Origin of the sequence: Sphingopyxis sp. Geo48, assembly GCF_949769155.1 — a bacterium.
Classification (GTDB): domain Bacteria; phylum Pseudomonadota; class Alphaproteobacteria; order Sphingomonadales; family Sphingomonadaceae; genus Sphingopyxis.
In genome coordinates this window covers 460,027-480,362 of record NZ_CATKPA010000002.1, presented here as the reverse complement: position 1 = coordinate 480,362, position 20,336 = coordinate 460,027, and the positions used below count along the sequence as shown (strand labels likewise).

General features: G+C 64.9%; 22 protein-coding genes. 16 read left to right on the top strand and 6 right to left on the bottom strand.

Features of this window, described 5'->3' with window-relative positions; genetic code table 11:
* Positions 1-195: 195 nt before the first annotated feature.
* A complete protein-coding gene (locus QOL79_RS09130; protein WP_283419385.1) occupies positions 196-633 on the top strand; it encodes an EF-hand domain-containing protein in 438 nt (145 codons plus the stop codon).
* A 71-nt stretch (positions 634-704) separates the two neighbouring features.
* Here the strand turns inward: QOL79_RS09130 and rnk are convergent, their stop codons facing one another.
* The gene (gene rnk, locus QOL79_RS09125) at positions 705-1,118 is read right to left on the bottom strand and encodes a nucleoside diphosphate kinase regulator (RefSeq protein ID WP_058455841.1); all 414 of its coding nucleotides are present in this window, start codon (positions 1,116-1,118) and stop codon (positions 705-707) included.
* Between the two features lie 218 nt (positions 1,119-1,336).
* Positions 1,337-2,026, bottom strand: a complete 690-nt coding sequence (gene radC, locus QOL79_RS09120) for a RadC family protein (RefSeq protein ID WP_283419384.1) — start codon at positions 2,024-2,026, stop codon at positions 1,337-1,339.
* A gap of 196 nt (positions 2,027-2,222) precedes the next feature.
* On the opposite strand from radC, the gene QOL79_RS09115 reads away from it, so the two are divergent.
* The 8 genes from QOL79_RS09115 to QOL79_RS09080 all read left to right on the top strand — a co-directional run bounded on the left by QOL79_RS09115 (position 2,223) and on the right by QOL79_RS09080 (position 8,771).
* Complete coding sequence (locus QOL79_RS09115) at positions 2,223-5,381, top strand: intermembrane phospholipid transport YdbH family protein (protein WP_283419383.1); 3,159 nt, start codon at positions 2,223-2,225, stop codon at positions 5,379-5,381.
* On the top strand, positions 5,378-5,593 hold the full coding sequence (locus QOL79_RS09110; protein ID WP_349306417.1) for a YnbE family lipoprotein: 216 nt from the start codon (positions 5,378-5,380) through the stop codon (positions 5,591-5,593). The genes QOL79_RS09115 and QOL79_RS09110 overlap by 4 nt, the downstream gene beginning before the upstream one ends.
* Positions 5,594-5,693: 100 nt before the next feature.
* Positions 5,694-6,005 (top strand): YdbL family probable chaperone protein, encoded by a 312-nt coding sequence (locus tag QOL79_RS09105; protein WP_349306418.1) that lies wholly within the window; start codon positions 5,694-5,696, stop codon positions 6,003-6,005.
* Between the two features lie 205 nt (positions 6,006-6,210).
* On the top strand, positions 6,211-6,531 hold the full coding sequence (locus tag QOL79_RS09100) for an AtpZ/AtpI family protein (protein WP_058455844.1): 321 nt from the start codon (positions 6,211-6,213) through the stop codon (positions 6,529-6,531).
* A 67-nt stretch (positions 6,532-6,598) separates the two neighbouring features.
* Complete coding sequence (locus tag QOL79_RS09095) at positions 6,599-7,384, top strand: F0F1 ATP synthase subunit A (RefSeq protein ID WP_204992820.1); 786 nt, start codon at positions 6,599-6,601, stop codon at positions 7,382-7,384.
* 41 nt (positions 7,385-7,425) lie between these two features.
* A complete protein-coding gene (locus QOL79_RS09090) occupies positions 7,426-7,653 on the top strand; it encodes a F0F1 ATP synthase subunit C (protein WP_003044110.1) in 228 nt (75 codons plus the stop codon).
* Between the two features lie 82 nt (positions 7,654-7,735).
* Positions 7,736-8,236, top strand: a complete 501-nt coding sequence (locus tag QOL79_RS09085; protein ID WP_204992819.1) for a F0F1 ATP synthase subunit B family protein — start codon at positions 7,736-7,738, stop codon at positions 8,234-8,236.
* Positions 8,229-8,771: a F0F1 ATP synthase subunit B family protein gene (locus QOL79_RS09080; RefSeq protein WP_283419382.1), complete on the top strand. Its 543-nt coding sequence runs from the start codon at positions 8,229-8,231 to the stop codon at positions 8,769-8,771. The genes QOL79_RS09085 and QOL79_RS09080 overlap by 8 nt, the downstream gene beginning before the upstream one ends.
* Before the next feature lie 52 nt (positions 8,772-8,823).
* On the opposite strand, the gene QOL79_RS09075 is transcribed toward QOL79_RS09080, so the two are convergent.
* On the bottom strand, positions 8,824-9,474 hold the full coding sequence (locus QOL79_RS09075; RefSeq protein WP_283419381.1) for a glutathione S-transferase family protein: 651 nt from the start codon (positions 9,472-9,474) through the stop codon (positions 8,824-8,826).
* Between the two features lie 11 nt (positions 9,475-9,485).
* Positions 9,486-10,205 carry an SDR family oxidoreductase gene (locus QOL79_RS09070; protein WP_283419380.1) on the bottom strand — a complete coding sequence of 240 codons (720 nt, stop codon included), beginning with the start codon at positions 10,203-10,205 and terminating at the stop codon, positions 9,486-9,488.
* 70 nt (positions 10,206-10,275) lie between these two features.
* Here QOL79_RS09070 and uvrC point away from each other — a divergent pair, with 70 nt between their 5' ends.
* Genes uvrC through QOL79_RS09035 form a run of 7 tightly spaced genes read left to right on the top strand, consistent with a single transcriptional unit; the run spans position 10,276 to position 16,876 of the window.
* Positions 10,276-12,210 carry an excinuclease ABC subunit UvrC gene (uvrC, locus tag QOL79_RS09065; protein WP_283419379.1) on the top strand — a complete coding sequence of 645 codons (1,935 nt, stop codon included), beginning with the start codon at positions 10,276-10,278 and terminating at the stop codon, positions 12,208-12,210.
* Between the two features lie 24 nt (positions 12,211-12,234).
* Positions 12,235-12,627 carry a PaaI family thioesterase gene (locus QOL79_RS09060; RefSeq protein WP_058455851.1) on the top strand — a complete coding sequence of 131 codons (393 nt, stop codon included), beginning with the start codon at positions 12,235-12,237 and terminating at the stop codon, positions 12,625-12,627.
* Positions 12,615-13,352, top strand: a complete 738-nt coding sequence (recO, locus tag QOL79_RS09055) for a DNA repair protein RecO (RefSeq protein ID WP_058455852.1) — start codon at positions 12,615-12,617, stop codon at positions 13,350-13,352. Before QOL79_RS09060 ends, recO begins: the two co-directional genes overlap by 13 nt.
* 48 nt (positions 13,353-13,400) lie before the next feature.
* Positions 13,401-14,447: a 3-isopropylmalate dehydrogenase gene (gene leuB / locus QOL79_RS09050; RefSeq protein WP_058455853.1), complete on the top strand. Its 1,047-nt coding sequence runs from the start codon at positions 13,401-13,403 to the stop codon at positions 14,445-14,447.
* A gap of 16 nt (positions 14,448-14,463) precedes the next feature.
* Positions 14,464-15,669: a trans-sulfuration enzyme family protein gene (locus tag QOL79_RS09045; RefSeq protein ID WP_058455854.1), complete on the top strand. Its 1,206-nt coding sequence runs from the start codon at positions 14,464-14,466 to the stop codon at positions 15,667-15,669.
* Positions 15,670-15,686: 17 nt separating this feature from the next.
* Positions 15,687-16,088, top strand: a complete 402-nt coding sequence (gene apaG, locus QOL79_RS09040) for a Co2+/Mg2+ efflux facilitator ApaG/CorD (protein WP_058455914.1) — start codon at positions 15,687-15,689, stop codon at positions 16,086-16,088.
* Entirely contained in the window at positions 16,085-16,876 is a 792-nt protein-coding gene (locus tag QOL79_RS09035; protein WP_058455855.1) for a LysR substrate-binding domain-containing protein, read from the top strand. The genes apaG and QOL79_RS09035 overlap by 4 nt, the downstream gene beginning before the upstream one ends.
* Here QOL79_RS09035 and QOL79_RS09030 read toward each other — a convergent pair whose 3' ends face one another.
* Positions 16,877-18,010 (bottom strand): serine hydrolase, encoded by a 1,134-nt coding sequence (locus QOL79_RS09030; RefSeq protein ID WP_283419378.1) that lies wholly within the window; start codon positions 18,008-18,010, stop codon positions 16,877-16,879.
* A 193-nt stretch (positions 18,011-18,203) separates the two neighbouring features.
* The gene (gene parE / locus QOL79_RS09025; protein ID WP_283419377.1) at positions 18,204-20,183 is read right to left on the bottom strand and encodes a DNA topoisomerase IV subunit B; all 1,980 of its coding nucleotides are present in this window, start codon (positions 20,181-20,183) and stop codon (positions 18,204-18,206) included.
* Between the last annotated feature and the right edge of the window lie 153 nt (positions 20,184-20,336).

Here is a 20,336-nt window from a genome sequence, read left to right as displayed (position 1 = left end):
AATTCCTTCCTTTTGTGTCGCTTCGTCGCAAATCGGCAGCGAATTCGCGACGGGGCGCCCCCTAGCAGGGCCGGGGCGTTTAGCCAATCGCGGCAACCACGCAACTTCCCCGAAGCCCGCGCGGTTGATCCTGTGCCCGTTCCCAAAGGCGCTCGATCGCAACCGCTGGTCGGCCGCCGCTACAGGAGAATAATCATGTTGAAGCAAGTCCTTTTGATCGGCGCCGTCGCTGTCAGTTTCCCGGCGCTGGCCCAGAATACGCCGCCCGCCGACCCGACCGCGCCCCCGCCTGCCGAGCAGGCCGATCCGGCTGCGCCTGCTCCCGCGAGCGCTCCGTCCACGGGTGAAGCCGCCAAGCCGGCACCTTCGGGCGCGGCCGCCACGCCCGCACAGGTTGCGCAGATCGTCAATCACGAGTTCGCGTCCTATGACGCCGACAAGAGCAGCGACCTCAACCAGTCGGAATTCGCGGCCTGGATGAAGAAGCTGCGCACCGCGACCGAGCCGTCGATCGATCCCGAATCGGAGCAGGTCAAAACCTGGGTCGGCCAGGCTTGGGCAGCGGCGGACGCCGACAAATCGGGTGCCGTCAGCAAGGACGAACTGACCGGCTTCCTGTCGCGCGGCGCCTGATTTTCAGGGCCGTTGGTAAAGGAGCGTCGCAGCCGTCGGAGAAGTCCGGCGGCTGCTTCGCACCGGGCAGGTCATGCCGCGCGCGGCGGCTGCAGGACTGCACGGATGGTGAGCGCGCGTTCCTGCCCGTCGCGGTCGGGCCAGAGAATCGCGCTACCGGCACGCATTCCGATCAACCCGGCGCCGACGGGCGTGAGGATGGAAATGCGCCCTGTCGCGATATCGGCGTCGGAAGGATAGACGAGGCGCACGCTGCGGACGGCGCCGTTCGCCGCGTCGACGAAATCGACCTCGCTGTTCATCGTCACCACGTCGCGCGGGACGTGACGTTCCTTGTGGATTGTCGCGCGGCCGATCTCGCGGAGCAGAAGCTCGCTGACTTGCGGCATGCGCTTTTCGACGCCGATCGCGAGGTCGGTGAGCGCGTCGGCCTCACGATCGATCATATGGACGGGCGGCTTTCTGACGGCCTTTGCGTTGGTCATGGGTATGCTTTCAGCAGAATAGGGGACGGGCGCCCGGAAGGCGCCCCATCTGGAAATCTCGGAAGTTTTACCCCGGGCTGCCGGGGCGTGACGCGCCGGAACCCGGGGCTAGATGCCCGCGAGAAGCTGTCCCCCATGGTGGCGGAAGCGAAGATGGTGCTGCCGAATCTGCATGGCGCGATGATGTGCTGCTCGCGCGGACAAGTAAAGCCTGCAGGCTACAACAGGCCGAGCCCGCGAAGGCTGCGATGGTCGGCGCCGCCGATAATGATGTGATCGTGAAGGACGATGCCAAGCTTGCCCGCGGCCGCCGCAAGCTCGCGCGTGATCGCGATATCCTGCCGGCTCGGTTCTGGATTGCCGCTCGGATGATTGTGGACGACGATGATCGCCGCCGCACCGAGTTCGAGGGCGCGCTTCACGACCTCGCGAACATAGATCGCCGACTGGTCGATGGAGCCCTCGCTCGCGACCTCGTCGCGGATCAGCATGTTGCGCGAGTTAAGATAGAGTATGCGCACGCGCTCGATATCGATCGGCCCCATGTCGGCGCGCAGCCAGTCGAGCAGCGCGTCCCAACTGGACAGCAGAGGCTTCTCGCGGAACTCGCCCTTCAGCATCCGCAGGCTCGTCGCCTGGACGATTTTCAGCGCGGCGACGGCAGTGTCCCCCATGCCGCTGACACGGCGAAGCGATTCGGGATCGGCGCTTGCCAGTTGTGCCAACGAACCGAATTCGTGGAGCAGCGCCTTCGCGAGCGGCTTCGTGTCGCGACGCGGGATCGCCAGCGCGAGCAAATATTCGACCAGCTCGTAATCGGCCATGCCCTCGGGATCGGTCAGCAGGCGGGAGCGCAGGCGCGCGCGGTGGCCGCTGTGGTCGGGAAGGGGTGCGGGTGCATCGGCCATGGCGCGGGCATAACCAGCTTGTGGGGCGCACTCAACGGACATAAGGTTCCCGGCCTATGGCTACGTCCCTATTGTTGCAGCCAATTGCGCCATTCTGGCGTTATCTGGCGGGCAGGGACAGACCTGCCGGGGCGCATGAGGAAAAGAGCATAAGCGTCGTGACGTCATCCGCCACTATAGCCGCTTCGGTACCGGCATGACCGCCGGGGAAGCGGCGCCGCGACGGCGGCTGCATATGCACAGGATATTGTTCAAGAAGCGCTGGATGACGACGGGCGCCGTCGTCGCGCTTGCGGCGGTGGCGTGGATGGCGCGCGAACCGATCGCCGACAGGATCATTCGAGACCAGTTCGACAGTCGCGGGATTCGGGCTAGTTACACGATCGACAAGATCGGCTTCGGCTCCGAACAATTGTCCCATCTGGTCATCGGCGATCCGGCGCGGCCCGACCTCACCGCCACCCATGTCGAGGTGCGTATCGGCTATGGCTGGTCGGGCCCCTATGTATCGGGCGTCATCGCCGATGGCGTTCGCCTCTACGGCCGCTTCGTCGACGGGCGATTGTCGCTGGGCTCGCTCGACAGGTTCCGTGATCCGACGGACACTACCCCCTTCGCCTTGCCCGACCTTTGGGTGAGGGTTGCCGATGCCCGCGCGCGGGTCGAAACCCCGTGGGGCAATGTTGGCGCCGCGCTGAACGGCAGCGGCAACCTGCGCCGGGATTTTTCGGGCAAGCTGGCCCTGGTGGCGCCCCGGATCGCCACCGCCGGCTGCTCGGTGCGCGACGCGAGCTTTTATGGCACGGTCGACGTGCGGAATGTACGGCCGCGGCTCAACGGTCCGCTGCGCGGCTCCTTACTCAGCTGCGCCGATGGCCGCGTCAGCGCCGTGTCGCCGCAGATTGCGCTCGATGTGTCGCTCTCCGAAAATCTGCGAAGCTGGAGCGGCAAGGCGGACGCGAGCATCGCGAAACTTGTCGCGATGGCGATTGCGGCCGACCGGCTCGGCGTCAACGCCGCGTTCGACGGCACCGCGGACCGGACCGCGATCGACGTCGACGCAGCGATGGCCGGGCTTCATGGCGAAGCGTTCGCGGCGCGCGGCGTCACGCTGACCGCGAAGGGCATCGTCGGCAAGCAGGCTCCGACGATCGAAGGCAGCCTCCGCTTTTCGCAGGCAAGCGGCAGCGCCGCGCTTCGCCGGTCGATCGTCGATGGCGCCGACGAATGGTCCGGAAGCCCGATCGGCCCGCTGGCCAGCCGCGCGGCGAAGGCGCTGGCGGCCATGCTCGCCGATACGAGCGGCGAAACGGCCTTCGCATTGAAGGGCGCAGGCGCCGAGGCGCGAATAGACCTGCTGGAGCCAAGGCTGACGAGCGCCAGCGGCGGGCGCTTCATCGGCAGCGACGGCAGCCGGATCGCCTATCTTTTCGGGGGTCCCAAACCCGCAGTGACCGCAAACGGGAGCTGGACCTTCGGCGGCGGCGATCTGCCGTCGGGTTCGCTGGCGCTCGATCGCAGCGCCGACGGGTCGGTCAGCGGCCTCGCGCGCCTCGACGCCTATGCGGCCGAAGGCGCCCGGCTTGCGCTCGACGCGATCCGCTTTTCCGGGAAACCGGGCGGCCCACTGCGCTTCGCGACACGCGCCGAGCTTTCGGGGCCGATCGGCGATGGCCGCGTCGACCGGCTGAGCATTCCGCTCGCCGGCGCGCTCGCTCCGACCGGCGGTTTCGCGCTCAACGGTGGATGTACCCGGATCGGCATCGACCGGATTGCCCTATCGGGGTTCCGGCTCGACAAGACGGGCATGGACCTGTGCAGCCGCCCGGACACGCCATTGCTGAGCGCCGGTCAGGGCGGCCTGCGCGGTGCAATCCGCATTCCGGGAATCAGGCTCCGCGGGGCCAGCGGCTCCTCTCCCGTCGCTTTCGATGCCCGCAGTGCCGAGATCGATCTCGCCACGATGCGCTGGGCGATTGCACTCGCCGACGTCCGGCTTGGGCAGGGCGACCGCGTGACGCGTTTCGCGGCGCGGCGGATCGCCGGGCGGAACGCACCGCACGGCATGGTAGGCGAATTGGCCGGGGCGAGCGGGAAGATCGGTGCCGTCCCGCTCGAGATGAGCGAAATCGACGGTCGCTGGCGCTGGGCCGGCGGCGCGCTGACGCTGGACGGTGGACTGGCGCTTGCCGACGCCGAGCAGATCGACCGATTCGAGCCGCTGATCAGCCGCGATGCGAGCCTTCGGTTCGCCGACGGCGTCATCGACGCGACCGCCGGGTTCAGCGAGCGAAAGACGGGAACGAAGATCCTCGACACGGTTATTCGACACCGGCTGGGCGATGGAGCCGGCTCGGCCGATCTTCTGGTGCGCGAGCTACGCTTCGGAGAAGGTTTCCAACCCGATCAGCTCACGCATCTGGCGCTGGGTGTCGTTGCAAACGTCCAGGGGTCGGTCGTCGGGGACGGGCATATCGAATGGACCGCCGACGGTGTGAAGAGTCGCGGAACCTTTGCCACCGCGAACACCGATCTGGCGGCCGCCTTCGGCCCCTTGACCGGCCTGACTACGACCCTGACCTTCGACGATCTGCTCGGCCTGAAGACCGCGCCGCGTCAGCAGGCGCAGGTGCAAGAGGTCAACCCCGGCATTCCCGTGGTCGACGGCGCGATCGAATATGAGCTGCTCGGCGACAACCGGGTGCGAATAGAGGGCGGGCGCTGGCCCTTTGCCGGCGGCGAATTGCTGCTTCACCCGACAACGCTCAATTTCGCCGCCGATCAGCCCCGTCGACTCTCCTTCGATGTCGTCGGGGTCGAAGCGGCGGTGTTCCTGCAGAATTTCGGGTTCGATAATATCAACGCGACGGGCAAGTTCGACGGCACGCTACCCGTCGAGTTCGACGGGCTCGGCGGGCGGATCGTCGACGGCAGGATCGATGCGCGCGATGGCGGCGGTACGCTCGCTTATGTCGGCGAACTGTCGAACCACAATCTCGGCACGATCGCGAATTTTGCCTTTGGCGCGCTGCGCAGCCTCAAATATGACGATCTGACGATCATATTGAACGGGGACCTCGACGGCGAAATGGTGACCGATATCCGTTTTGGCGGCGTGGGGCAGGGCGCAGGCGCAACGCGCAATTTTCTGACCAGCCGGATCGCCAAAATCCCTCTCGTGTTCAACGTGAAGGTTACGGGACCGTTCCGGCAACTCGTGACCTCCGCCAAGGGGCTTTACGATCCCACCGTGTGGATCGAACAGAATCTCACCCAGTTGATCCAGCAACAGGAAGCGGCCACGGCAGGTCAACCGAACCCTGTTCAGCCCCCAGAAAGCGAGCCCGTGCAATGACCATAAACGAGAATAGCGAACGGAGGCTGATGATCGGACGATGGTTCGTGGTGATAATGATGGGGACAGCGGCGCTTGGCGGCTGCGTCCAGATCGAAACGCCCGACAAGCCGATCGAGATCAATCTCAACATCAACATCAAGCAGGAAATTGTGTACAAGCTTGATGGAGATGCCAAAAAGCTGATTGAGCAGAATAGCGGAATATTCTGACGAGATGGGAATGACGATGTTGAAACTGGGAAAACCGGCGGGATGGGCAATGGCGGCGGTGGCCGTGACGGCAGCGGTGGCGCTGGCGGTACCTTCCGCCATGGCGCAACGCGATCCGGCGTATGAGGCGGCGCGTTCGGCGGGGCAGATCGGTGAGCAGCCCGACGGCTATCTGGGCTTTGTCACCAGCCCGACCCCCGCGGTGCGCGACATGGTCAACGACATCAACATCAAGCGCAAGGCGGCCTACACCAGCGGCGCGCCGGCAGGCAGCACGGTCGAGCAATTCGCCTTCGTCACCGGGTGCAACCTGATCGCCAAGACGCGTCCGGGCGAAAAATACAAGGCGCCCGATGGCCGCTGGCTGACCCGCGACAGCGGCGCGCCGGTGCGGGATTCGCGCTGCCCGTAAGATGATGGATTGCAAAGCGGCCCGCGGGCCGCAGATGCCGCCGCGCCCCTAAACGCGGCGGCATTTTTGCGTGTGACAGCCAAGCATTGACTTAATCGGGCGTCGTTCCTAAACGGGCCGCGCCTTAGGGGTCTCCCGAATTTTCGGGCCTTTTTTTGCAGGCAGAGGCGAGTATTTCGGCTCTGTTTCAGGAGGATGGCGGAAAATGACGGAGAATGGCAGCGATCCGGAACCAGCTTCGGAGGATTCGCGCCTGGTCTCGCTCGAAAAGCGATTGGACCGGGCCGAAGCCGCAGAAGCGGAGCGGACCGCAGTGAATGCTGGACCGGAGTCCGATGCCAACTACCGGCTCGGGAACCGCGTTCTGGCGGAGCTGCTGGGCGGATTGATCGGGGGCGGGCTGTTCGGCTGGCTGATCGATCGTTTCGCGGACACGTCGCCCTGGGGCTTGTTGGTGATGTTGTTCCTGGGGATCGTCGTGGCGTTCCGGAACATCATTCGCCTGACATCGACGCCCCGCAAATAGCGGGTCGCAAAGGAAATTTCCGCGGGACGGCCGAACGCGCCGCCCCGCAATGCGCGTGGAGTGAAGAGTGGCGGCGGAATCCGGCAAGATCGACCCGATGCACCAGTTCGAGGTGACCCCGCTCGGCGGCGGTTTCAACCTTGGCGGGCATGAAGTGTTCTTCACCAATAGTGCGCTGTGGATGGTGATCGCAGCGGTCGTCCTCGGCCTCTTCATGTGGGGCGGGATGCGCCGCCAGCTGATCCCGGGCCGCTGGCAGGTCGCGGTCGAAAGCTTCACCGGCTTCATCTCGAACATGATGACCGCGAATATCGGGACCGAAGGGCGCAAATATACGCCCTACGTCTTTTCGCTCTTCATGTTCATCCTCTTCTGCAACCTGCTCGGCATGCTGCCGCTCGGCGTGCTCGGCGTGCATCCCTTCACCGTCACGAGCCACATCGCGATCACCGGCGTTCTGGCGCTGTTGTCCTTCTCGATCGTCCTCGTCGTCGGCTTCTGGCGCCATGGTCTGCACTTCTTCTCGCTGTTCGTGCCGCACGGTACGCCGCTGCCGATGATTCCCTTCATCGCGGTTATCGAGTTCATCTCCTTCATGATCCGTCCGTTCAGCCTCGGCCTGCGTCTTTTCGTCGCGATGACCGCCGGCCACGTGCTGCTGAAGGTGCTGTCGGGCTTCGTGATCAACGGTTTCAACGCCGACAATCTGGTGATCGGTTCGGTCGTGTCGGTGCTCAGTTTCACCCTGATGATCGGCATCAGTGCGCTCGAACTGCTCGTCGCCGGCATCCAGGCCTATGTTTTCGCCCTGTTGACCTCGCTGTACATCAACGACGCGGTCAACCTTCACTAATTTCGTTTCGCAATAAACGCTTACACCCAAGGAGTAGTATAATGGACGCAGAAGCAGCAAAGCTGATCGGTGCAGGTCTCGCCGCTATCGGTGCCGGCATGGCCGCCATCGGCGTGGGTAATGTCTTCGGCAGCTTCCTCGAAAGCGCACTGCGCAACCCCGCGGCCGCCGACGGCCAGCAGGGCCGCCTGTTCATCGGCTTCGCCGCTGCCGAACTTCTTGGCCTGCTGGCGTTCGTCGTTGCGATGATCCTGCTCTTCGTCGTCTGATTTCGACGATCGGGTGACGCCGGCCTCCCTGCGGGGCCGGCTGCACCATCCGCAGGTTTTCAAGTTTTAGGGTTCGCCTTCCATGCCCCAGATAGCCCAGCTCACCGCTGACAATTGGTATCTTGCCTCGCAGCTTTTCTGGCTGCTGGTCGTGTTCGCCGGCATTTATGTCGTGATCGGCCGCGGCATGCTGCCCAAGATCGAAGCGACGGTTGACGCGCGCGACCGCAAGGTTGCCGACGATCTGGCGGCGGCGAAGGCGGCCCATGCGGCTGCCGATAACCTCGAGGAAAGCTACCGCCAGCAAAGCGACGCGAGCCGCGCCGCCGCGCAGAAGGCGGTTGCCGACGCGAAAGACAAGGCCGTGAAGGATGCCGAAAAGCGTCTGGCGAAAGTCGACGCCGAGCTTGGCGACAAGCTTGCGGCGGCGGAAACCGAGGTCGCCGCTGCCCGCAAGTCGGCGATGGCGGAAATCGAATCGGTCGCGGCCGAAGCGGCAAGCGACCTCGTCGCCAAGCTGTCGGGTGCGAAGGTCGCGGCGGCGGACGCCAAGGCGGCGGTAAAGGCGGTGCTTCATGGCTAATGTCTCCATCATCCTGTCCGAAGCCGCAGGCGAAGTGCACGCCGATCCGACCGCATTCGGCCTGAATGCGACCGTATGGGTCTCGATCGCGATGCTCGTCTTCCTGGGCATTCTGGTCTGGAAGAAGGTGCCGGCGGCGATTGGCGCCATGCTCGACAACAAGATTGCCGAGATTTCGAAGCAGCTCAAGGAAGCCGAACAGCTTCGCCTCGACGCCGAATCGCTGAAAGCTGAGTATGAAGCCAGGCTTGCCCGCGCGGCGAAGGAAGCCGACGAAATGCGCGCCCGCGCCGACGCTGAAGCCGAAGCGCTTGTAGCCAAGGCGAAGGAAGACGCGACCGCACTGATCGCGCGGCGCAAGCAGATGGCCGAAGACCGTATCGCTGCGGCCGAAGCCAGTGCCCTTGCCGAAGTTCGCACCGCAGCTGCAAAGGCAGCTACCGACGCGGCGGCAAGGCTGATCGCGGACAAGCATGACGCGAAAGCCGATAAAGCGCTGATCGACGACGCGATCGCAGCGGTCGCGAAGGGCTGAGCCCTTCGATATCGCAGAGACAAGGCGCCCGCGGATTTCCGCGGGCGTTTTCTTATACCTGTCGCGCGGCCACTTCGGCGGCCCATGCTTTGGTTCCCGGGCAGCCGTCCATCGCGCGCGCATAAGCTTTCCGCGCCGTGGTGCGCGCGACATAGGCCTTTTCGAGGTCAGAGAGCCTGAAGCAGCCGGTGCGCTGGGCGAATTCGAGCGCGTAGGTGATCGAAATATCGGCGGCAGTGAAGCTGTCGCCCGCGATATACGCCGATCGCGCGAGCTGGCGCCGCACCAGATCGAGGCGACTCTCGAACGTTCCCAGCGCCCAGCCAGTGGTCCAGTTCGGCTTCTCGGCCTCCGGGGCTAGGATATTGGTTGCGACGATGGCGTTGATCGGACCGGCCAAACCCGCTTCGCCCATCACAAGAAATTGCAGATAGGCCGGATAATCGGCATCGGACGGGGCAGGCGCGAGCGGCGACGGCCCATGCCGCGCGAGCAGATATTCCATGATGGCGATGGATTCGACCATCACCGTGTCGCCGTCGACGATTGCCGGAATGAATCCGGCGGGATTGATCGCCAGAAACTCGGCGTCATTCTCGATCCCGGAGAGCAGGTCGACCTGTCGCACGCGATAGGGAAGGCCCATTTCCTCGAGCAACCAGACGACCCGAAATCCGCGGCCTTCGCCATAGACAGTGATCATATCTTATGTCCTCAGAACCGGATCATGATCCGCCGTGCGAGCGCGGGCGAGATGCTGTTCACCAGCTGGAGCAGCTTCACCATTCCGGCGTTGACCTCGCGCTTGCCGGTGCGAATGCCCGCGACGATCTCCGCTGCGCAGTCGTGTGCGCTCATCTTCTTGCCGCTGCGGCCCGCGGTCATGTTGGTTTCGACGACGGGCGGCAGGGCCTCGATCACGCGGACATTACTGTCCTTCAGGAGGTGCCGGATCGCCTGCGTATAGCTGCGGAGCCCCGCCTTGGTCGCGCAATAGATCGAACCCCCGGCGCGCGGCGCAATGGCTAGGCCCGAGGTGACATTCACGATCGCCGCCTCGGGCTGCGCGCGGAGCGTCGGCAGCAACCGGGTGCAGAGCGCGATCGGCGCATCGAGATTGGTGCGGATACAGTGCGCGGCGCTGTCGAGCGTGTCGGGCGTGTCGAGATCGTAGTCGCTGCCGACCCCGGCGTTGTTGACGAGGACCGCCAGCGGCTTGCCCGCCACGCCGTTGACGACTGCATCGACACCCGCTGGCGTCGACAGATCGCCCGCAATCGTCCCGAAGCCGAGCGACGCCATCGCCTGCAATTTCTCGGCCGAGCGTCCGGTGACGGTCACATCCGCGCCCGCGCCCTGCAATTGCAGCGCGATCTCGCGCCCGATCCCGTCGCTGCCACCTGTAACCAAAGCGATTTTGCCGCGAACATCCATTTGCCCCTCCCGCGCTGTTTTACCTTGGACACTATGGCGGGTCGCATCGTCCTCGCCTACATGCAAAATCATGGTTCGCCCGAACGCTCCCGACCGATTCAACGAAGAGAAATCCGCCTATGTCGTCCGCGGTGACGGCGAGGGGGCCGACAAGCCCGACCTCGAACGCGGCGCCGAGGTGATCCGCGGCGTCGTGCGTAAGCTGCCGGTCCGTCCCGGCGTGTATCGGATGCTCGATGCGCGCGGCGAGGTGTTGTACGTCGGCAAGGCGCGCGCGCTGAAGTATCGCGTCACCAACTATACGCAGGTCGCGCGGCTGCCGCAGCGGCTTCAGCGCATGGTGGCGCAGACGCGCGCGATGGAGATTGTCACCACCAACAGCGAGGCCGAGGCGCTGCTGCTCGAGGCGCAGCTGATCAAACGCTATCGCCCGCCGTACAACGTTTTGCTCCGCGACGACAAAAGCTTCCCCTTCATCCTGCTCCGCACCGACCATGATTTCCCGCGCGTCCAGAAGCATCGCGGCGCGCGGCGTGCCAAGGGACGCTATTACGGCCCGTTTGCGAGCGCCGGATCGGTCGGGCGCACGCTCAATGCGCTCCAGAAGACCTTCCTGCTGCGAAGCTGTACGGACAGCTTCTTTGCGAACCGGTCGCGCCCCTGCCTGCTCTACCAGATCCGCCGCTGCTCGGCGCCGTGCGTCGATCGCATCTCGAAGGAGGATTATGCCGGGCTGGTGAGCGACGCCCAGGATTTCCTCGAAGGCCGCTCGACCGCGGTGCAGAAACGCCTAGGCGATGCCATGACCAACGCCGCCGAGGCGATGGATTTCGAGCAGGCGGCGGTCCTTCGCGACCGGCTGAAGGCGCTGACTTTCATTCAGGGCACGCAGTCGGTCCACGCCGACGGGTTGGGAGACGCGGACGTCTTTGCGCTCGCGGCCAAGGGCGGACAGCTCTGTATCGCGGGCTTCTTTATCCGCGGCGGCCAGAATTGGGGACATCGCAGCTTCTTCCCTGCGCACATCGCGGGCGTGCCCGAGAGCGAGGTGCTCGAGAGCTTCTTGATGCAATTCTATGAAGGCGTGCCGCCGCCGAAGCTGATTCTCGTCGATCGTGAACCCGACGAGGCAGATCTGCTGGCCGAGGCGCTCGGTGAAATCGCCGGGCGCAAGGTCGAGATCAGCGTGCCGCAGCGCGGCAACCGCAAGCGGCTGCTCGAACAGGCGGTGCGCAACGCGGGGGAAGAACTCGACCGGCGGCTTGCCGAAAGCAGCACGCAGGCGAAGCTCGGCCGCGAGCTGGCAGACCTGTTCGACCTCGACGGGCCGCCGCACCGTATCGAAATCTATGACAACAGCCACATCCAGGGCACCAACGCGCTCGGCGCTATGGTCGTTGCGGGGCCGGAGGGGTGGATCAAGGGCGCATTCCGCAAGTTCAACATCAAGCGCGCGGAGACGCAGCCGGGCGATGATTTTGCGATGATGCGCGAGGTGTTCCAGCGCCGTTTCGCGCGCGCGATCGAAGAGGATCCCGAAAGGACGAAGGGCGAATGGCCCGACTTGGTGCTGATCGACGGCGGCAAGGGGCAGGTGTCGGCGGCGGGATCGGTGCTCGCAGAGCTTGGCATCGACGACCTGCCTTATGTCGGCGTCGCCAAGGGGCCAGATCGCAACGCCGGACGCGAGACCTTCTACCTGCCCGATGGGCGCGAATTCACCTTGCCGACAAACAATGCCGTGCTCTTTTATATCCAGCGGCTGCGCGACGAGGCGCACCGCTTCGCGATCGGCGCGCACCGTCAGAAGCGGGCGAAGGCGATGGGTAGTTCGCCGCTCGACGAGGTGCCGGGCGTCGGTCCGGCCCGCAAGAAGGCGCTGCTGATGCATTTCGGCACCGCGCGCGCGATCCGCAGCGCGAGTCTGGAGGATCTGCAAAAGGCGCCGGGCGTCAGCGCCGGCGTCGCACAGGCGGTTTATGATTTCTATAATCCGGGCAATTGAACCCGGCAGGCTGAGGAGAGGCACATGGATTTCGCAGCAACGATGCCGCTCGCTGGAACGCTGGGCGTCTCGATCCACGAGGGCAGCAAGGACCGGGTCGCAGGCAAGCTCCCGGTACGACCCGAGATCTGCACCGCGGGCAACATCGTCCATGGCGGCGCGATTATGGCCTTTGCGGACTGCCTCGGTGCGGTCGGGGCGTTCCTGACCTTGCCCGAGGGGGCCACGGGCACGACGACGATCGAGAGCAAGACCAATTTTCTCGGCGGTGGCCCGGTTGGCTCGATCCTCGTCGGCGAGGCCACCCCGGTGAAGATCGGCAAGCGCCTGTCGGTCTGGCAGACCCGCATCCGAACCGAAGAAGGCGCCGAGGTTGCGCTGGTGACGCAAACGCAGATGGTGCTTTGGCCAGCCTGACCGCCGATGCGATCGTCTGCGCGGTGCGCGCGCATGGCGAGCATGGCGCGATCCTGCGCGCGCTGACGCAGGAGGCTGGGCTCGTTGCGGGTTATGTCCGCGGCGGGCGGTCGAGGCGGCTTCGACCGATCCTGATACCGGGCAATCTCGTAGCGCTCGACCTTCGCGCGCGAACCGAGGAACAGCTTGGCGGTGCGACGGTTGAACTGCTGCAGAGCCGTGCGCCCCTGCTGGCCGAACCGCTTGCGGCGGCTTCGATCGATTGGGCGACAAGCCTGACCGCCGCGACGCTGCCCGAAAGCCAACCCTATCCCGCGCTCCATGCGGCGCTTTCCGCGGTCCTCGATGCAATCGGCGTGGCGGCATCGGCACGCCAATGGGCGGCCGCCTTGGCGCGGTACGAACTGTTGCTGCTCGCCGAACTCGGGTTTGGCCTCGACCTCGAACAATGTGTTGTGACAGGCGCACTCGACGACCTCGCTTTCGTCAGCCCCAAGTCGGGCGGGGCGGTCAGCATCGGGGCGGCGCAAGGCTATGAAGGGCGACTTTTTCGACTGCCACCTTTCCTGCGCGGCCTCGACGCCAGCCCTTCGATGACCGATGTGCTCGACGCGCTGACCATCACCGGCCATTTCCTCGCCCGTGACGTCCTCGACGGGCGCAACCGTGACTTGCTGACGGTAAGAGAAAGATTGGTCGACCGGCTGGGCAGGGCGGTTGCGTGACGCGTCGCCGCTGTCTAAGCGGCTGGCGGGACACGAAAGGGCGAAGCATTGAAAATCCTGCTGTTGGCCGGCGACGGTATCGGTCCGGAAATCATGGCGGAAGCCGAGAAGGTAATCGCGGCGCTTGCCCTGCCGGTGATGCTCGACCGCGCGCTTGTCGGGGGCGCCGCTTATGAAGCGACCGGCCATCCGCTGCCGCCCGAGACCCTGGCGAAGGCAAAGGCCGCGGATGCGCTGCTGTTCGGCGCCGTCGGCGATGCGCGGTTTGACAGCGCCCCGCGCCACCTGCGCCCCGAGCAGGCGATCCTCGGACTGCGTTCGGAGCTTGGGCTGTTTGCCAACCTTCGCCCCGCGAAACTGTTCCCGGGGCTGGAGGGCAGTTCGGCGCTGCGTCCCGAAGTCGCCTCGGCGATCGACCTGCTGATCGTTCGCGAGCTCAACGGCGACGTCTATTTCGGCGAGAAGGGCACGCGCAAGACGGCAAGCGGCGAGCGCGAAGGCTATGACATCATGTCGTACAGCGAGAGCGAAGTACGGCGCATCGCGCATGTCGCCTTCCGTGCGGCGCAAGGACGCCGCAAGCGCCTTTGCTCGGTCGACAAGGCGAATGTGCTCGAAACCTCGCAGCTGTGGCGCGACGTAGTGATCGAAGTCGCGAAGGACTATCCCGACGTCGAGCTCAGCCATATGTATGTCGACAATGCCGCGATGCAGCTGGTGCGCAATCCCGGCCAGTTCGATGTGGTCGTGACCGGCAATCTGTTCGGCGACATTCTGTCGGATCAGGCGTCGATGTGCGTGGGGTCGATCGGACTGCTCGCATCGGCATCGCTTGGCGAAGGAACGACGGGGCTTTACGAGCCGATCCATGGCAGCGCGCCCGACATCGCGGGGAAGGGGATCGCGAACCCGCTGGCGATGATCCTGTCGCTCGCAATGCTGCTCCGCCATTCGGGCGGCGACGAAGCCAATGCCGCGCGGATCGAGGCAGCGGTGGCCAGGGTGCTTGCCGAAGGCTGCCGCGGCGCCGATCTCGGCGGCAATATGGGCACCGCGGCCTTGGGTGACGCGGTCGTTGCCGCGCTGACAAACTAGTTTTACGGACGATGGCATGAAAAAGACCACGGGTTTCGATCGCAGCAAGACAAGGGGCTGGCATCCGGCAACGCAGGCCGTGCGCGGCGGCACCTGGCGCAGCGAACATGGCGAGACGTCGGAGGCGCTCTTCCTGACGTCCGGCTACACCTATGACAGCGCCGAAGAGGTCGCGGCGCGCTTTGCCGGCGAAGCGCCGGGCATGACCTATTCGCGGCTGCAGAATCCGACCGTCGCGATGCTGGAGGAACGGATCGCGCTGATGGAGGGTGCCGAGGCGTGCCGTGCCCAGGCGACGGGGATGGCGGCGATGACGACGGCATTGCTGTGCCAATTGTCCGCGGGCGACCATATCGTCGCCGGCAAGGCAGCGTTCGGATCGTGCCGCTGGCTGGTCGACAGCCTGTGCCCCCGCTTCGGGATCGAGACGACCGTCGTCGACGGCCGCGACAACGACGCGTGGGAAAAGGCGATCAGGCCGAACACGAAGGTCTTCTTTTTCGAGACTCCGGCCAATCCGACGATGGATATCGTCGACATGAAGCGTGTCTGCGCGCTCGCGAAGGCGCATGGCATCACGACCGTTGTCGACAATGCGTTCGCCACTGCCGTGCTCCAGCGGCCGCTCGAGTTCGGCGCCGACGTCGTCGCTTACTCGGCGACCAAGTTGATGGACGGGCAGGGCCGTGTTCTTGCGGGCGCCGTTTGCGGGAGCGAGAAGTTCATCAACGATGTGCTGCTGCCGTTCCAGCGAAACACCGGGCCGAACCTGTCGCCGTTCAATGCGTGGGTGGTGCTGAAAGGACTCGAGACGCTCGATCTTCGCGCGCGGCGCCAATCGGAAAACGCGCTCGCGGTCGGCAAGTTCGTCGAGAGCCGCGTCCCGCGCATCCTGCACCCTGGCCTCGCCAGCCACCCGCAGCATAATCTGGCGATGAGCCAGATGGAGGCGTGCGGCCCGATCTTCTCGTTCGTCCTAGAGGACCGCGCGCAGGCCATGGCGATGCTCAACGCGCTGGAACTCGTCGATATCAGTAACAATATCGGAGACGCGGTGAGCCTTTGCTGCCATCCCGCATCGACCACCCACTATAGCGTCAGCGCCGAAGCACGCGCGGACATGGGCGTCGTCGAGGGGATGCTGCGTATCAATGTCGGCCTCGAAGATCCGCGCGATGTGATCGCCGATCTGGACCAGGCATTGACCAAGGTCGGGCTTTAGGCGACTTTGCGATGGAGATGATCGACTCCTTCTTCCCTTTCTCGGCGACCACGGGGCCGATCACCGTGCGTGTGTCGGTCAGCTATCTGCCCGAACAGTCGCACCCGGCGCTCAGTCGCTGGTTCTGGGCCTATCATGTCCGGATCGAGAATCATGGCGAGGTACCCGCGCAGCTCCTCACCCGTCACTGGCGGATCAGCGACGGGCGCGGCCAGATCAGCGAAGTCGAGGGGGAGGGCGTCGTCGGTGAACAGCCGCTGATCCTGCCCGGCGGCGCGTTCGACTATGTTTCCGGTTGCCCGCTGCCGACCCCCGAGGGGTCGATGGTCGGCAGCTATACGATGGAGCTGGGCGACGATTCGCAGATGCTCGTTGCCATCCCGCACTTTCCCCTCGTGGCGCCTGCGACCGCGTCATGAAGCGCACCCACCTGCCGCTCAACGCGCTTCGCGTTTTCGACGCCGCTGCCCGGCATTTGAGCTTCACGCGCGCAGCCGACGAGCTCGCCGTGACTCCCGCGGCCGTCGGCCAGCAGATCCGCGCGCTCGAGGACATGCTTGGCGTGGTGCTGTTCCGCCGCACGCCAAAGGGGCTCGAACTGACGGGCGAGGCGAATGCCGGCCTCGATGCCCTGCGCCAGGGCTTCCTGCAGTTCGAGGAATCGGTTCGCGCCATGCAGGCCGGGCAATCGTCGCAGTCGCTGACGATTGCCGCGCCGCGCGACCTCACCGCAAAATGGCTCGCACCCCGGCTCGCGCGTTACAGCCAGCAGGCACCCGATGTGCGCTTCACGCTCGTTTCGGCCGATGGCGGGATCGACTTCACCGAAGCGAACCTCGACCTTGCGATCTTCTGGACCGACGGAGCCGGCGAGCATGAAGGCGTACCGCTCGCCGAGGCGATGATGGTGACCGTCGCGGGGCCCGGCAGCGACAGCGACACGCGCATCGCCTGGCCCGGATGCCCGGTCGATGAAGGCGAGCCGGCCTTGCGCCTCGGCGATGCCGGGCTTGCGATCGACGCTGCAGCCAACGGTCTGGGCTATGCGAACGTCCCCGCGATGCTGGCCGAGGCCGATATCGCCGCTGGCCGCGTCCGGCTGGTGCGCGAGGCCTTTGCCGTCAAACGCGGCTATTGGCTCGTCGCCCCGACCCCGCAGTGGCGGCAGACCAAAGTCAAGGCGCTGGTCGCTGCGCTGACGGTCTGATCATTTGGCGGCGAGCGCCAGCAGGCGCCTCACCAGTCCGACCAGCCGGTCGGTTTCGACATTGGCCTCGGGATTGTTCCAGCTCGCGGTCACGACGAACCATTTGCCGTCCGACTTGCGCTGGCCGAGCAGGCTCATCGATAACACGCCGTTTTCGGATCCGCCCTTGTAGCCGAGGTAGCGCCACGGCTCGGCCGCGACCGGTCCAACGCCGTTGTTGATTGCCATCGCAGCCATCATCGGTGCCGAATTGCGCCGGCGCAGGTCGGCCATCAGCCGTGCGATATCCCGCGGCGACGCGAACCATTCCAGCTCGCCGATGAAGCGTGGCCCCGCCGTAAAACTGACGCCGTCGACATTGGCGAGGGTCAGTCGGCCGGCGTTGGCATCGATCAGCCTGCGCTGCGCCTTGTCGTCCGCGCCGATGAAGGCTGCACGTTCGGCGGTGAAATTATTGCCCTTGAGTGCGAAGGCCTCGACGGTCGAGAGAAAGGGGATATTGCGCGAGGGCTCGCTATGCCCCGCCGCTCGCATCCGCGCCTCGATCGCATCGCGGCCGAGAAGATGGAGCAATGTATCCGCCGCGCCATTGTCGCTCACCGAAATCATCCAGTTCGCCAGCGTCTGCAGCGTGACGGGCGTGTCCTTCGGCCAGTTTGCCGTGGCGGCCGACGAGAAACTGGAATGCGACAGGAGGACCACGTCGCGCCAGCGCCGCTTGCCCGCCGCGATCTGGGCGGCAAGCTCGTCGAGGATATAGAGTTTGAAGGTCGAGCCGACCGCATATTGTCGATCGGCGTTCGCACTCGCAATGGTGCGGATGGCATCGCCGTCGATTTCGGCGACCAGAAAGCCTGTGGCGCCCGGCAGGCCCGCCAGATCGCCGGCAATGCGATGGAAGTCGTCGCCATCGACGGTAAAGCCCGTAATCAGCAGGCCGGTAACGCGCTCGTCCGCGGTCGCTCCGACATCGAGCCTGACTGTCGCCGTCCCTTTTTCAAACCGAAGCTTGAGCGTTCCCGAGCGGCCGTCCGCCGATTGCGCGGACTCGACACCTAGCGGACGCCCATATTGCGCGATGAGGCTCCGGGTGATCTCCGCAAACCGGGACTGCGGAACCTCAGCCCGGAACATGGGTGCGAAATAGTCGTCAAATGCAATGTTTCCGGCGACAACATCGGGCAATTGCGCGGTCCGGCGCTCGAACGCGGTGGTCGCCGGAGCGGTCTGCTCAGCCGCAGTCTGCGCCGATGTTGACAGCGACAACAACGAGCAAGGCAGCGCCGCAATCGCGAAGAGAAAGCGGCGATACCCCGTTGCGCGCATATCAGGCGTCGATCGACGCCTCGTCGAGCGTCGCGGCGTTTGCCTGGATGAACTGGAAGCGATGCTCGGGATGTTTGCCCATCAATCGGTCGACGAGATCCTTGACGCCCTGACGCTCCTCATATTCCTGCGGCAGCGTGACTTTGAGCAGCGAGCGCGTCGCCGGGTCCATCGTCGTTTCCTTGAGCTGGTTCGGATTCATCTCACCGAGACCCTTGAAACGCCCCACGTCGACCTTTTTTCCTTTGAAAACTGTCGCTTCCAGCTCCGCACGGTGTGCGTCGTCGCGCGCATAGGCCGAAGTCGCGCCCGCCGTCAGCCGATAAAGCGGCGGCTGCGCCAGATAGACATGCCCGTTGCGTACAATGTCGGGCATTTCCTGAAAGAAGAAGGTCATCAGCAAGGTCGCGATGTGGGCGCCGTCGACATCAGCATCAGTCATGATCACTATCTTGTCATAGCGCAGCCGATCGGCGTCGCAATCCTTGCGCATTCCACAGCCGAGCGCGAGCGCGAGGTCGGCGATTTCCTGATTGGCGCGGATCTTGTCGGCGCTTGCGCTGGCCACGTTGAGGATCTTGCCACGGATCGGCAGGATCGCCTGCGTCTTGCGGTCGCGCGCCTGCTTCGCACTCCCGCCCGCGCTATCGCCTTCGACAATAAATAATTCAGTGCCTTCCGGTCCATCGTTGGCACAGTCGGTGAGCTTTCCGGGCAGACGCAATTTGCGGCCGCTCGTCGCGGTCTTGCGCTTGACCTCGCGCTCGGCCTTGCGCTTCAAACGCTCGTCCATCCGTTCGAGGACCAGCCCGAGCAACGCACGGCCGCGATCCATATTGTCCGACAGAAAATGGTCGAAATGGTCGCGCACCGCATTTTCGGTGAAACGCGCCGCTTCCGGGCTCGAAAGCCGGTCTTTCGTCTGGCTCTGAAACTGCGGATCACGGATGAACACCGACAGCATCATCTCGCCGCCGTTGAACACGTCCTCGGCGGTGATCTGCGCCGCCTTCTTTTGCCCGATCAACTCGCCGAAGGCGCGCAGCCCCTTGGTCAGCGCGGCCCGCAGCCCCGCCTCATGCGTACCGCCGGCGGGCGTCGGAATGGTGTTGCAATACCAGCTATAGCTGCCGTCCGACCACAGCGGCCAGGCGATCGCCCATTCGGCGCGCCCCTGCTCGCCGGAAAAATCCTGCCGACCGACGAAGGGTTCGGCGGTCGCGCATTCGCGCGTCCCGATCTGCTCCTTCAAATGGTCGGCGAGGCCGCCGGGAAACTGGAACACGGCCTCGGCGGGCGTGTCGTCGCCGATCAGCTCGGGCGCGCATTTCCAGCGGATCTCGACGCCCGCGAACAGATAGGCCTTCGACCGCGCCATCCGGTACAGGCGCTGCGGCTTGAAGCGGCCATGCTCGCCAAAGATTGCGGGGTCGGGAACGAACGACACGCTGGTGCCGCGGCGGTTCGGGGTACGGCCGAGCTCCTCGAGCGGGCCTTGCGGAACGCCTTGCGAAAAAGACTGTCTGTACAATTGCTTGGATCGCGCAACTTCGATCGTGGTTTCAATCGACAGCGCGTTCACGACGCTGACGCCGACCCCGTGGAGACCGCCAGAGGTAGCATAGGCCTTGCCCTCGAACTTGCCGCCCGAATGGAGCATGGTCATGATGACCTCGAGCGCCGATTTGCCGGGGAATTTCGGGTGCGGGTCGACCGGCATACCGCGGCCGTTGTCGATTACCGTCAGGCGGTTGCCGACATCGAGAATGATCTCGATGCGCGTCGCATGGCCGGCAACGGCTTCGTCCATACTGTTGTCGATGACTTCGGCAGCAAGGTGATGGAGCGCCCGCTCGTCGGTACCACCGATATACATGCCCGGACGGCGGCGGACAGGTTCGAGCCCTTCCAGAACCTCGATCTGCGAGGCGTTGTAGCTTTCGGTCGCGGGCTGGTTGCTGTCGAACAAATCGTGACTCATAATATGGCTATACGGGTCCATAAAGGCCGCTGGCAAGCGCGCTTTTCATGGCGCCACGGCCCGATTTGGCGGCCTCGGTTCGTCCCGTTTTCAGCACGGCGATGAAACCGGTCCATCCTACGGGGGTTGCTCCACCGACTGCAAAGTCATTCA